This window comes from Streptomyces sp. NPDC005195, assembly GCF_040608315.1.
Classification (GTDB): Bacteria; Actinomycetota; Actinomycetes; order Streptomycetales; family Streptomycetaceae; genus Streptomyces; species Streptomyces kaempferi.
Map to the genome: position 1 here is coordinate 151204 of NZ_JBEXHZ010000006.1, position 12194 is coordinate 163397.

At 73.4% G+C, this 12194-nt stretch carries 11 protein-coding genes and 1 pseudogene; 8 read left to right on the plus strand and 4 right to left on the minus strand.

The window, feature by feature from the left end; genetic code table 11:
- Positions 1-66: 66 nt before the first annotated feature.
- The 3 genes and pseudogenes from ABZV34_RS10035 to ABZV34_RS10045 all read right to left on the minus strand — a co-directional run.
- A pseudogene (locus ABZV34_RS10035) lies at positions 67-498 on the minus strand (NUDIX domain-containing protein); the annotation flags it as partial.
- The gene (locus ABZV34_RS10040; RefSeq protein ID WP_356273115.1) at positions 495-2033 is read right to left on the minus strand and encodes an ATP-dependent DNA ligase; all 1539 of its coding nucleotides are present in this window, start codon (positions 2031-2033) and stop codon (positions 495-497) included. The gene ABZV34_RS10040 and the pseudogene ABZV34_RS10035, both read right to left, overlap by 4 nt.
- A 43-nt stretch (positions 2034-2076) precedes the next feature.
- Positions 2077-3015, minus strand: a complete 939-nt coding sequence (locus ABZV34_RS10045) for an NAD(P)/FAD-dependent oxidoreductase (protein ID WP_356273117.1) — start codon at positions 3013-3015, stop codon at positions 2077-2079.
- 77 nt (positions 3016-3092) lie between these two features.
- On the opposite strand from ABZV34_RS10045, the gene ABZV34_RS10050 reads away from it, so the two are divergent.
- The 6 genes from ABZV34_RS10050 to ABZV34_RS10075 all read left to right on the plus strand — a co-directional run bounded on the left by ABZV34_RS10050 (position 3093) and on the right by ABZV34_RS10075 (position 8417).
- A complete protein-coding gene (locus tag ABZV34_RS10050) occupies positions 3093-3665 on the plus strand; it encodes an XRE family transcriptional regulator (protein WP_356273119.1) in 573 nt (190 codons plus the stop codon).
- A gap of 108 nt (positions 3666-3773) precedes the next feature.
- Positions 3774-4751: an NADPH:quinone oxidoreductase family protein gene (locus ABZV34_RS10055; protein ID WP_356273121.1), complete on the plus strand. Its 978-nt coding sequence runs from the start codon at positions 3774-3776 to the stop codon at positions 4749-4751.
- On the plus strand, positions 4748-5956 hold the full coding sequence (locus ABZV34_RS10060; RefSeq protein WP_356273123.1) for an acyl-CoA dehydrogenase family protein: 1209 nt from the start codon (positions 4748-4750) through the stop codon (positions 5954-5956). Before ABZV34_RS10055 ends, ABZV34_RS10060 begins: the two co-directional genes overlap by 4 nt.
- Positions 5953-7056 carry an acyl-CoA dehydrogenase family protein gene (locus tag ABZV34_RS10065; protein ID WP_356273125.1) on the plus strand — a complete coding sequence of 368 codons (1104 nt, stop codon included), beginning with the start codon at positions 5953-5955 and terminating at the stop codon, positions 7054-7056. The genes ABZV34_RS10060 and ABZV34_RS10065 overlap by 4 nt, the downstream gene beginning before the upstream one ends.
- A 176-nt stretch (positions 7057-7232) precedes the next feature.
- Positions 7233-8120, plus strand: coding sequence for a phosphatidylinositol-specific phospholipase C/glycerophosphodiester phosphodiesterase family protein (locus ABZV34_RS10070; RefSeq protein WP_356273127.1), 888 nt, complete (start codon positions 7233-7235; stop codon positions 8118-8120).
- Positions 8121-8222: 102 nt separating this feature from the next.
- Positions 8223-8417 (plus strand): hypothetical protein, encoded by a 195-nt coding sequence (locus ABZV34_RS10075; RefSeq protein ID WP_148008049.1) that lies wholly within the window; start codon positions 8223-8225, stop codon positions 8415-8417.
- Positions 8418-8580: 163 nt separating this feature from the next.
- Here ABZV34_RS10075 and ABZV34_RS10080 read toward each other — a convergent pair whose 3' ends face one another.
- Positions 8581-8934 carry a DUF779 domain-containing protein gene (locus ABZV34_RS10080; protein ID WP_356273129.1) on the minus strand — a complete coding sequence of 118 codons (354 nt, stop codon included), beginning with the start codon at positions 8932-8934 and terminating at the stop codon, positions 8581-8583.
- Positions 8935-9101: 167 nt separating this feature from the next.
- On the opposite strand from ABZV34_RS10080, the gene ABZV34_RS10085 reads away from it, so the two are divergent.
- Positions 9102-11819 carry a LuxR C-terminal-related transcriptional regulator gene (locus tag ABZV34_RS10085; RefSeq protein ID WP_356273131.1) on the plus strand — a complete coding sequence of 906 codons (2718 nt, stop codon included), beginning with the start codon at positions 9102-9104 and terminating at the stop codon, positions 11817-11819.
- A gap of 125 nt (positions 11820-11944) precedes the next feature.
- Complete coding sequence (locus ABZV34_RS10090; protein WP_153291916.1) at positions 11945-12142, plus strand: hypothetical protein; 198 nt, start codon at positions 11945-11947, stop codon at positions 12140-12142.
- The last annotated feature ends 52 nt before the right edge of the window (positions 12143-12194 follow it).

Sequence of the window (12194 nt, forward strand, 5' to 3'; positions counted from 1 at the left end):
GCCGGGACGCGGCGCAACGCGAAGAGGGGCCGCCCAGTCCTCGTGCTCCGCCAGCCGGTCCACAAACGCCGCCTGCGCCGCGACCATGACCGCCCGCGCCCGGTCCAGGCCGAACCACTCCACCCGGTCCAGCTCGGGGAACTCCTGGCGGCGCCCCGACTTCGGCGGCCACTCCCTCTCGAAGGTGCCCGGGACCACGGCCGCCGGGTCGAGGTCCGCCTCGATCGCCCAGGCCGTGACGACCTTGCCGCCCGTCTGCCGGACCTCGCCGAGCGGCACCGCCTGCCCGTCGGGCGGGGGCAGTCCCAGTTCCTCCCGGAACTCGCGGCGCGCGGCGTCCCAGGCGGTCTCGTCGGGCCCGTACTCGCCCTTGGGCACGGTCCACGCCCCGGCGTCGCGGCGGGCGAAGAACGGGCCGCCCATGTGGCCGAGCAGTACCTCCAGGCCGCACTCGGCGCGTCGGTACAGCAGCAGTCCCGCGCTGCGCCTCCCCGTCACGGGGCCACCTCGGGATGTGCGGCGAGCAGGGCCGCGACGGTATCCGCCCCGGCGGGGGTCTTGTCCTCGCGATAGCGCACCACACGGGCGAAGCGGAGGGTGACACCGGCCGGGTACCGGGTCGACCTCTGCAGGCCGTCGTACGCGATCTCGACGACGAGTTCGGGGCGTACGGTCACGACATGGCCGTCGTCGCCCACGGCCAGCTCCTGGAGCCTCCCGGTCTGCCAGGCCAGCATCGCGTCCGTCATGCCCTTGAAGGTCTTGCCGAGCATCACGAACGACCCGTCCCCGCCACGCGCGCCGAGGTGCAGGTTGGAGAGCTTTCCGGTGCGCCGCCCATGGCCCCACTCGGCGGCCAGGACCACCAGGTCGAGGGTGTGCACGGGCTTGACCTTCAGCCAGGAGGCGCCCCGTCGCCCCGCGCTGTAGGTGGCGTCCAGCGCCTTGACGACGACTCCCTCGTGGCCGCGGCGCAGGGTGGCGGCGAGGAACTCCTCCGCCGCGGCGAGGTCCGCGGGACCCTCGACGAGCGCGCGCCGCACCCGCATCGGCTCGGGCACCAGGCGCGCGAGCTCCGCGTGCCGTTCCGCGAAGGGCAGGTCCAGCAGATCCTGTCCGTCCGCGGAGAGGGCGTCGAAGAAGACGGGTGAGACGGGTACGCTCCGCGCGGCCGTGGCCACATCCACCCGTGAGCCCACGCGCCCGGCGGTCTCCTGGAAGGAACGCGGTCGCCCGTCTTCGTCCAGCGCGATGACCTCGCCGTCCAGGATGAACCGGCTGTCCTCCAACTCCATCGCGGCTGAGGTGAGTTCGGGCAGCCGGTCGGTGATGTCGTCGAGTGTGCGGGTGTAGATCCGTACCTCGTCGCCGTCGCGGTGGAGCTGTACGCGGATGCCGTCGAGCTTCTCCTCGACGGCACACACTCCCAGCTTGCCGACTGCCTCGGACACGGACGGGGCGCTGTGCGCGAGCATCGGCAGCACCGGACGGCCGACGGTGAGCCGGAACGCGTCCAGCGCCCCGGGGCCCTCTGCGAGCAGTGCCCGCGCCACCGTCCGCAGCGACCCGGCGAGCATCACCGCCCGTCGTACGTCGGCGGCGCTCGCGCCGGTCGCCCCGGCGAGCCCCTCCACCGCGACCGCGTCCAGCGCGCCCTGCCGTACCTCGCCGGTGAGCAGCCCGAGCAGGAAGCGCTGCTCGCTCTCGGTGGCCGCCGCCCGCAACGCGTCCACCAGACGTCCGCGCGCGGCCTGCGAGCCGGTGCCCGTGACCGCGCCGATCTCCGTCAGCCGGGCGTCCACGTCCCGCACGGTGAGCGTGGCCTCGGCGGCGGGCGGGACCGGACGGCTCAGCAGCTTCCAGCCGATGCCGAGCCGCCCCTGCGGGAGGCGCCCCGCGAGATAAGGGATCACGATCGGCACGTCGTCCGCGTCGGCGTCCCGGAACAGCTCGGCGAGCAGAGCGATCTTCCGGGTCCGCGCCGACGTGGCGGCGACCTCCTGGGACACATGGGCGAGCCGGCTCAGCAGCATGCAGCCATGGTGCAACGCGGACGGCCGGTCCACACCCCGGCGTTCAGTCCCGTCGCGAGACGGCGTCGAGGTCGGCGAGGAGCAGCTCTCCGTTGAGGGTGGCGGCCGCCCGGTACCCGGCGCTCGCGGCGTTCACCACCTGCTCCGCGAAGCCGGCCGCGTTGCCCGCCGCCCAGACACCGGGCACGCTCGTCAGCCCGGTCTCGTCGACCACGGGATACGTGCCGAACGGGGTCTCGCGCAGTTCGGCTCCCAGGCGCTCGAAGAGGCCGTTGCGGGGGACGGCGCGTGGAGCCACGAACAGCACCGAACGGGCGTGCGCCGAGCCGTCCGTGAGCCGGATCCCGGTGAGCCGGTCCTCCTCGACGACGAGCGCGGCGACCTCACCCGGCACCACGGTGACCCCGGCGGCGGCGAGCCGGCGCCGGTCGTCGCGCGACACCTCCTCCTCGGCGACCTGGTGGAGGAAGAGGGTGACGTCCTTCGACCACTGGGAGACCATCAGCGCCTGGTGGACACCCATCGGCGTACTGGCCAGCACTCCGAAGGCCTCGTCGCGGACCTCCCAGCCGTGGCAGTACGGGCAGTGCAGCACGTCCCGCCCGAAGCGCTCGGCGACACCCGGCACCGTCGGCAGCTCGTCGGCCAGCCCGGTGGCGAGGACCAGCCGTCGCGCGGACGCCGTCCGCCCGGACGCGAGCGTCACCCGGAACTCCCCGGAGCCGGTCCGGATCACGTCGACGGCCCGGTCCCGGACCAGTTCGACCCCGTAGCGCGCGATCTCCTCGCGTCCCAGGGCGAGGAACTCGGCGGGCGGCACGCCGTCCCGGGTCAGATAGCCCTGCAGGTGCGCGGCGGGCGCGTTGCGGGGCTCGCCCGCGTCGACGACGAGCGTCCGGCGCCGTGCCCGTCCCAGTACCAGGGCCGCGGACAGCCCGGCCGCGCCCCCTCCGACCACGACGGCCTCGTATGTGTCGGTCATGGTGACCACCTCCGAGGAGACCGTCGCCCGGCCGCCCGCGGATTGACAAACGGCTTTGCCGAAACTGCAATACCCGTATGACCACGGATGAAGTCCTCGCCGACGTCGGACCCCGGCTGCGCCGGATCAGGAAGGAGCGCGGTGCCACGCTGGCCGGGCTGTCGGAGGCGACCGGGATCTCCGTCAGTACCCTCTCCCGACTGGAGTCCGGGCTGCGCAAGCCCAGTCTGGAGCTGCTGCTGCCGATCGCCCGCGCCCACCAGGTGGCGCTCGACGAACTGGTCGGCGCGCCGCAGGTCGGCGACCCGCGCGTCCGCTCCGAACCGATCGTCCGCAACGGCCGCACGCACTGGCCCCTGACGCGGCAGCCCGGCGGACTGCAGGCCTACAAGGTGCTCGAACCGCAGCGCGAGCTCGACCCGGACCCGCGGACCCACGAGGGCTACGAGTGGCTGTACGTGCTCTCCGGGCGGCTGCGGCTCGTGCTGGCCGGGCACGACGTGGTGCTGGGGGCCGGAGAGGCCGCCGAGTTCGACACGCGTGTTCCGCACTGGTTCGGGTCGACGGGGGAGGGGCCGGTGGAGTTCCTGAGCCTGTTCGGGCCGCAGGGGGAGCGGATGCACGTACGGGCCCGGCCGACCCGCCAGTGACACGGCCCGTTCGCGCGCGTGACGGACGAGACGGTTCCCTGATCGGCAAGCGACCGCTTAGTATGCGAGCGACCCCGGTCAGACGAAGCAGTCCCGTGGAGGCCCCGCATGCAGGCATGGCAAGTGCACCAGCTCGGCGAACCGGGCGAGGTGATGCGGCTCCAGGACGTGGAGCGGCCGGTCCCCGGTGACGGACAGGTCCTGCTCAAGGTGCGCGCGGCGAACATAAACTTCCCGGACGCGCTGATGTGCCGCGGGCACTACCAGGTCAGGCCGCCGCTGCCGTTCACACCCGGTGTCGAGATCTGCGGCGAGACCGAGGACGGGCGCCGCGTGCTCGCGAACCCCGCACTGCCGCACGGCGGATTCGCCGAGTACGCCGTCGCGGACGCCGCCGCCCTGCTGCCCGCCCCCGACGCCCTGGACGACGCGGAGGCGGCCGCCCTGCACATCGGGTACCAGACAGGATGGTTCGGTCTGCACCGGCGGGCCCGCCTCGAAGCGGGCGAGACGCTGCTCGTGCACGCGGCCGCGGGCGGCGTCGGCAGTGCCGCCGTACAGCTCGGCAAGGCGGCCGGGGCCACCGTCATCGGAGTCGTCGGCGGAGCCGACAAGGTCGCCGTCGCCCGGGAACTGGGCTGCGACGTGGTCGTCGACCGGCGCGGCCAGGACGTCATCGCCGCCGTGAAGGAGGCCACCGGCGGCCGGGGCGCCGACGTGATCTACGACCCGGTCGGCGGCGAGGCCTACACCCAGTCCACCAAGGTCGTCGCCTTCGAGGGCAGGATCGTCGTCGTCGGCTTCGCCAGCGGGTCCATCCCCAGCCCGGCGCTGAACCACGCACTCGTGAAGAACTACTCGATCCTCGGTCTGCACTGGGGCCTGTACGGCACCAAGAACCCCAAGCTGATACAGCACTGCCACGAGCAGCTCACCGAACTCGCCGCGCGGGGTTCGATCAAGCCGCTGGTCAGCGAGCGTGTGCCGCTGGCCGGTGCCGCAGCGGCCGTGCAGCGCGTCGCCGACGGTGTCACCACGGGCCGGGTCGCCGTGCTGCCCTCGCTCGAGAACGGAGCCTCGGCATGACCGACGCCGCACACCGGGGCGGTGCGCCCGACGCCACCGAACTGCGCCGCCGCACCAGGGAGTTGCTGGCCGCCCACCCGCCCCTGGAGACCGGGCGGACCGCCTTCCTGGAGGCCCGCTTCGACGCCGGACTCGCCTGGGTGCACTACCCCGAGGGCCTCGGCGGCCTCGGCGCCCCGCGCACCCTCCAAGCCGTCGTGGACGCCGAACTGGAGGCCGCGGGCGCACCCGACAACGACCCCCGGCGCATCGGCATCGGCCTCGGCATGGCCGCGCCGACGATCCTCGGCTTCGGCACCCGGGAACAGAAGGAGCGCTTCCTGCGGCCCCTGTGGGTCGGCGAGGAGGTCTGGTGCCAGCTCTTCAGCGAGCCCGGCGCCGGATCGGACCTGGCCGCGATCGGTACGCGCGCGGTCAGGGAGGGCGACGACTGGGTGGTCGACGGCCAGAAGGTCTGGACGTCCAGCGCCCATCTCGCCCGCTGGGCCATTCTCATCGCCCGCACCGACCCGGACGTCCCCAAGCACCGCGGCATCACCTACTTCGTCTGCGACATGACCGACCCGGGCGTCGAGGTACGGCCGCTGCGCCAGATCACCGGCGAGGCCGAGTTCAACGAGGTCTTCCTCACCGGCGTACGCATCCCCGACAGCCACCGCCTCGGCGAGGTCGGTGACGGCTGGCGGGTCGCGCAGACCACGCTCATGAACGAGCGCGTGTCCATCGGCGGCATGCGCATCCCGCGCGAGGGCGGCATGATCGGCCCGGTCGCGAAGACCTGGCGCGAGCGGCCCGAACTACGCACGCACGACCTGCACCAGCGGCTGCTGAAGCTGTGGGTCGAGGCCGAGGCAGGCCGGCTCGCCGGCGAGCGGCTGCGCCAGCAGCTCGTCGCGGGGCAGCCCGGCCCCGAGGGCTCCGGCCTGAAGCTCGGCTTCGCCCGGCTCAACCAGGAGATCAGCGGTCTGGAGGTCGAACTCCTCGGTGAGGAAGGCCTGTTGTACGGGGACTGGACGATGCGCCGCCCCGAGCTGGTCGACTTCACCGGCCGCGACGCGGGCTACCGCTACCTCCGCTCCAAGGGCAACAGCATCGAGGGCGGGACCAGCGAGGTCCTGCTGAACATCGTCGCCGAACGCGTGCTGGGACTGCCGTCCGAGCCGCGCACCGACAAGGACGTCGCGTGGAAGGACCTCGCCCGATGACAACGCAGGGCACGCAACCCGATCTGCTGTACTCGGAGGAGGAAGAGGCGCTGCGCGCCGCCGTGCGCGACCTCCTCGCCGACCACTGCGACGCCGGCCGTGTCATCGCCCGCACCGAGTCGGACACGCCCCACGACCCCGCGCTGTGGAAGGCGCTCTCGGACGGGATGGGCCTGGCGGGTCTGCTGGTGCCCGAGGCACAGGGCGGCCAGGGCGCCACCCACCGTGAAGTCGCCGTGGTCCTCGAGGAGCTGGGCCGAGCCGTCGCTCCCGTGCCCTATCTCACGAGCGCCGTCGTGGCGACCGAGGCGCTGCTGGCCTGCCCGGGGGAGGACGCCGACGCCCTGCTGACGGAACTGGCCTCCGGACGGACCGTCGGCGCGCTCGCCGTCGCCCTCTCCGCGGCTCCGGACGGTGCCCACCGGACCGTACGTGACGAAGGCGGCCTGCTGTACGGCGAGTTGACCGGGATCGCGGACGCGGTGGCGGCCGGCGTGCTGCTGGTCCCGGCGGCGGACGGCGGCCTGTACGCGGTGGACGCGAGCGCCGTCACGGTCGTACCGCAGATCTCTCTCGACCTCACCCGGCCGCTCGCCACGGTCACCCTCGACGGGGTGCGGGGCCGCCGGCTGGGCGACGCCGGACCCGCCGTACGCCGGGCCCTCACGGCCGGTGCCGGACTGCTCGCCTCGGAGCAGCTCGGCCTCGCCGACTGGTGCCTGACGGAGACGGTCCGCCACCTCAAGGAGCGCAAGCAGTTCAACCGGCCCGTCGGTGGCTTCCAGGCGCTCAAGCACCGGCTCGCGCAGCTGTGGCTCGAGGTCGTCAACACCCGGGCCGCCGCCCGCAACGCCGCCGACGCGCTCGCGGCAGACAGCTCGGACACCGCCGTGGCGGTCGCCGTCGCCCAGGCGTACGCGGCCCCGGTCGCCGTCCACGCCGCCGAGGAGGCACTCCAGCTGCACGGAGGCATCGGCATGACCTGGGAGCACCCGGTCCACCTGTACCTGAAGCGCGCCAAGGCGGACTCGATCGCCTACGGTACGGCGGGCGCGCACCGCGAGGCTCTGGCGCGGCTGGTCGACCTCCAGGCGCCCTGACCGCCCGGTTCATGTGAAGCCCGTCCCACCGGGGGCGGGCTTCTCGGTGTGTGCCGCCGCGAAGAAGTGAACCCATGACGGCAGTCCGGCCAACTCCCCACGTGGCACCGCACCTTGGGCTTTCGCGCGCCTCATACTCGCCGGTATCCGGTACGGCACTTCCAGGGAGGCAGAGCATGGCCCACACCACCCGTCGCAGAGCCCTCACCACCCTCGGCGCCGCCCTCGCGGGCGCCGTCGCACTGCCCGCCGTGCACGCCCGAGCCGACGAGCAGGGGCACGGCGGGCGCCCGCTGTGGCGCGCCCACGCCCACAACGACTACGACCACTCGCGACCCCTGTTCGACGCCCTCGCCCACCGGTTCGGGAGCGTCGAGGCCGACATCTACCTCGTCGGCAGCCAGCTCCTCGTCGCCCACGACCCGGTCGATCTCGACCCGACCCGCACACTCGAAGCGCTCTACCTCGACCCGCTCGTCTCCCGGGTCAGGGCCAACCACGGCTCCGTGTACCGGGGTTACCGCAGGCCGCTGCAACTCCTGATCGACATCAAGACCGAGGGCTCCTCGACCTACCTCGAACTCGACCGTCATCTGCGCCGCTACCCGCACCTGTTCACGACCTACGCGCACGGCCGGGTGCACCCCGGTCCGGTCACGGCCGTCATCTCAGGCGACCGCGCCGCCCGCACCCCGATGGAGGCGCAGAGCCTGCGGCGTGCCTTCTACGACGGCCGGCTCACCGACCTCGGCAGCGCGGCGACCGCGTCCTTCGTCCCGCTCATCAGCGACAACTGGACACTCAACTTCACCTGGCTCGGGGACGGTCCGTTCCCCGAGGCGGAGCGTGCGAAGCTGCGCGAGATCATCGCGGCGGCGCACGCGCGCCGGCAGAAGGTTCGGTTCTGGGCCACACCCGACCTCGCGGGACCGGCCCGGGACGCGCTGTGGGGCGAACTGCTGGCCGCAGGCGTCGACTACTTCAACACCGACGACCTCGCCGGACTCGAGACGTTCCTCGACACGCACGAACGGACACGCGAACAGCCGCACGAGCGGGCATAGACACCACACGTTCGGAGGACACGTCAGCCGCCCGGACGAACCCTCCGCTACGCGACACTTGCGCCGGAAGCCGCGGTGTCGACGTGGCGGAGGAGGTTGACGATGGCCATTTCCATCTCTGTGGTGGTACTGCTGCTGATCCTCGCGGTGGTGTTCCTGCGCAACGGCGCGCTGAAGCCCTCGCACGCGGTGGTGTGCGTTCTGCTCGGCTTCTTCCTGTCGGGCAGCAGCATGGCGCCGACGATCCAGAACGGGCTCACGGCCACGGCGGACATCGTGAGCAGTCTGCATCCCTGATTCCAGGTGCGGGTGAAGACCCCGCTGCCGTGAGACATCAGGCGTCCGGCGCCGTCGCCGCGGTGGTCGAGGGCGCGCACGGTTGCCGTTCCCGGCGGCCGCGGGGCCGGTTCGCGCGCCCGCCTCGCGTCCCACCGAAGGGTGCGGCGAAGGGCGGTGGCTGTCAGCCGACGACGCGGGAGCGGATGAGGAAGCGCACCCCTTCGGGTGCTTCCAGCGAGAAGCCGCTGCCCCGGCCCGGGACGACGTCGACGGTGAGCCGCGTGTGACTCCACAGCTCGTACTGGCTCTTCGACATCCAGAACGTCACCGGTTCGTCGACCCCCTCCACCTCCAGCTCCGCGAGCAGGATGTCGGAGCCGCCGGTGCGGAACTCGCCCGCCGGGAAGCACATGGGCGCACTGCCGTCGCAGCAGCCGCCGGACTGGTGGAACATCAGCGGGCCGTGCACCGCCCGCAACCGCCGCACCAGGTCGGCGGCCGCCGGAGTGAGCGTTACGCGCGGGACGACGTCCATCGGGGTTCTCCGTCGGGTCGGGGACGAACGGTGACAGGGGCGGGAGCCGGCCGTGGCGGAGAGCGGGGCAGGCCACCGTGCATCCCACCATCCGGCAGGTTGCGAGAGGGTTGCACGGGTCGGATCGTGAGGGAGGGAACGCTGCCCATGACCTGACGGAAACGGTGGTGAGCGCCGTGGCTGCCCTCGACGAGAACGGTACGGGCCCGGCCCCGGCGCATGTCGATCCGCTGGGCGACCCCTTTCTGCGTACGCGGTTCGCCCTGCCCACCAGATCCGCCACCTTCCTGCGCCGGGACCGTCTCACCGCGCACCTCGACGAGGCGCTCCTGACACCCCTGACGATGGTCAACGGAGCGGCCGGGGCCGGCAAGACCCTGCTGGTCGCCGACTGGGCCGCCGGCCTCGGGCAGCCGGTCACCTGGCTCACCACCGACGCGGCGGGTCAGGGCCCCGGGATGTTCTGGGCGTACCTCCTCCAGGCCCTGGAGGCCTCCGGAGTGCCGGTGCCCCGCGAGATCCCCCGCCCCACGGACGCGAGCGGGGTCGACCACGAACTGCCGGCCCGCCTCGCCGCCGAACTGAGCGGCCGCGACCGGCCCGCCGTCCTCGTGCTCGACGAGTACGACCGGGTGACCGCCCCCGAGATCGCCGAGCAGTTGGAGTTCGTGCTCCGCCACGCCGGGCCGGGCCTGCGCCTGGTCCTCGTCACCCGCACCGAACCGCTGCTGCCGCTGCACCGCCATCGCGCCGCCGGGGACCTGACCGAGATACGCGACGCCGAGCTGGCCTTCACCCCCGAGGAGGCGTCCGCCCTCCTCGACACGCACGGTCTGCACCTGCCCGCGGCCGCCGTACGCGCACTCGTGGACCGCACCCGGGGCTGGGCCGCGGGCCTGCGCCTGTGCGCCCTGGCCGCGCGGGAGGCCCCCGATCCGGAGACCTACCTCAAGGAGTTCGAGGCAGGGCAGAGCACGGTCGCCGACTACCTCCTGGCCGAGGTGCTGAAGCGGCGCACGGCCGAGACCCAGGACCTCCTGCTGCGCGTCAGCGTCCTGGAGCGCTTCTGCCCGGAACTGGCGAACGCGCTGACGGAGCGCGCCGACGCCGAGCCCATCCTCGCCGGGCTGCACCGCGAGAACGCGTTCGTCGAGAGCCTCGGACACTCCTGGTACCGCCTCCACCCGTTGTTCGGGGAGATCCTCCGCGCCCATCTCAGGGTCCGCTCTCCCGGACTCGAACCCGAACTCCACCGGCGCGCCGCGCGCTGGCTGCGGCGGTCCGGATCGCTCCCGGAGACACTCGCGCACGGGGCCGCGGCGGGCGACTGGGAGTTCACCGCCGCCGCCCTGGTCGACGACCTGGCCATCGGGCAGCTCTTCACCGGCCTGCGCTCCGAGGACCTGACCGAGCTGTTCTCCCGTATGGGGCCCGAGGCCACGGGCCCCGCGACCGATCTCGTACGGGCGGCCCGCGACCTCTCCCGCCACGACCTCGACCGAGGCCTGGCCCACCTGCGTCACGCCCAGGAGGGCCTGGCAGCGGAGGGCGCGGCCCAGAAGGGTCCGGCCGCGAACGGGCCGGGCCTCGGCCCGGCCCGGCTCAGCTGCGCTCTGCTCGAGGCGCTGGCGGCCCGGCTGGCCGGTTCCCCCGCGCACGCGCGGACGGCGGCGGTGGCCGCCGAGGAACTGCGGCAGGCGGTCCCCGCCCACCTCCTGGAGCGGCATCCCGAGCTCTCCGCCCTGCTCCTGACGCATCTGGGTTCGACGCTTCTGTGGGCGGGACGCTTCGAGGAGGCGCGCGCCGTCCTGTCCACGGTCGCCGACCCGTGCGGTCCGGCCTCGGCCGGGCTGCCCCGGGAGGAGTCCCTGGCGCACCTGGCACTCATGGACTATCTGGACGGCTGGCTCGGCCGGGCGGAGAGCAGGGCCCTGGCGGCCACGACCGGGACGGAGCGCCGCGGTCCGCACCGGTCGTCGGGCTCCGCCCTCGGGCGGCTGGTGCTGGCGGCCGTGGCCGTCGACCGCGACGAACTGGACCGGGCCCAGGCACTCCTCGACGAGACGGCCGACGCCGGGCGCGGGCCCCGGGACCCGGTGACGGCTGCGGGCCGGTCCCTCGCGGCGGCCGGTCTGCTACTGGCCCGCGGCAGGGCGGGAGCCGCGCTGACGGCAGCGTCCGCCACGATCCCCGCCGCCGTGGTCTCACCCTGGGCGGAGGGCCACGCGGCGCTGGTCGCCGCCGCCGTTCACCTGACCGAGGGACGTACGGAGAGAGCCGCCGAGGCGCTGCGCCGGGTACCGGACGGCCAGACGGCCTGCGCGGTGCAGGCCGCGCGCGTCCAGCTCGCGGCGGGCCACCGCCGCGAGGCGATCGGGATCCTCGACCGTCTTCACCTGGAGGAACGGACGGGCCGGACCGGTCCCGCCCTGACCGTGCGGGCCACGCTGGTACGGGCCCAGGCCGCGGAAGAGGCGGGGGACCCCGTGACCGCCCGCGGGCTCGTCGCCCGGGCGCTCGTCGAGGCCCGCCGCGAGCGGCTGCGGCGTCCCTTTCTCGACGCCGGACCCTGGATCGGGCGAGCGCTGGGCGAGGCGCCGCTCCAGGCACTGGCCGAGGGCTGGCTCCAGACCGGTCCGACCCACGGCGGCGATCCGTCCCGGCTTCCGTCCCTGCCTCCGGCGCTCGTCGTCGAGGAACTGAGCGGACGCGAACTCGACGTTCTCCGGCGGCTGGCCGAGATGATGTCCACAGAGGAGATCGCGGCCGACCTCTACGTGTCCGTGAACACGGTGAAGACCCACCTCAAGAGCGTCTACCGGAAACTCGCGGTGAACCGGCGCAACGAAGCGGTGCGCCGTGCGCGCGAACTGCGACTGCTGTGACCCTCGGGGCCGGCGGACGGGCGTCGGGTCACCTGCTGAGGGTGAGGGCGGCCCGCGCGCCGAGGCGGAGGATCACGGGTAGGGCGTCGTCCGTCCGCCCCGGGCCGCCCGCGGGAGAGCAGCTGATGCGCTACGAGATCCGTGTCGACGGACATATGTCGGAGACGCTGGCCCAGGCCTTCCCGGACATGGAGCACGTGGTGATGTCCGGTCAGACCGTCCTGTTCGGGCCCGTCCTCGACGAGGCCCATCTGTACGGTCTGCTGGCGCGCTGTCAGTCGCTGGGACTGCGCGTCCTGGAGATGCGTCAGCTGCCCGAGTGAACGCCGGCGGCAGGGCTGTGGCCCTTCGCGGCCGGTCCGGTGCCCGGACGCC

Excerpts from the sequence above, each read along its gene's own strand:
- ABZV34_RS10040 (WP_356273115.1), bottom strand. The coding sequence starts at position 2,033 with ATGCTGCTGAGCCGGCTCGCCCATGTGTCCCAGGAGGTCGCCGCCACG.
- ABZV34_RS10045 (WP_356273117.1), bottom strand. The coding sequence starts at position 3,015 with ATGACCGACACATACGAGGCCGTCGTGGTCGGAGGGGGCGCGGCCGGG.
- ABZV34_RS10050 (WP_356273119.1), top strand. The coding sequence starts at position 3,093 with ATGACCACGGATGAAGTCCTCGCCGACGTCGGACCCCGGCTGCGCCGG.
- ABZV34_RS10055 (WP_356273121.1), top strand. The coding sequence starts at position 3,774 with ATGCAGGCATGGCAAGTGCACCAGCTCGGCGAACCGGGCGAGGTGATG.
- ABZV34_RS10060 (WP_356273123.1), top strand. The coding sequence starts at position 4,748 with ATGACCGACGCCGCACACCGGGGCGGTGCGCCCGACGCCACCGAACTG.
- ABZV34_RS10065 (WP_356273125.1), top strand. The coding sequence starts at position 5,953 with ATGACAACGCAGGGCACGCAACCCGATCTGCTGTACTCGGAGGAGGAA.
- ABZV34_RS10070 (WP_356273127.1), top strand. The coding sequence starts at position 7,233 with ATGGCCCACACCACCCGTCGCAGAGCCCTCACCACCCTCGGCGCCGCC.
- ABZV34_RS10075 (WP_148008049.1), top strand. The coding sequence starts at position 8,223 with ATGGCCATTTCCATCTCTGTGGTGGTACTGCTGCTGATCCTCGCGGTG.
- ABZV34_RS10080 (WP_356273129.1), bottom strand. The coding sequence starts at position 8,934 with ATGGACGTCGTCCCGCGCGTAACGCTCACTCCGGCGGCCGCCGACCTG.
- ABZV34_RS10090 (WP_153291916.1), top strand. The coding sequence starts at position 11,945 with ATGCGCTACGAGATCCGTGTCGACGGACATATGTCGGAGACGCTGGCC.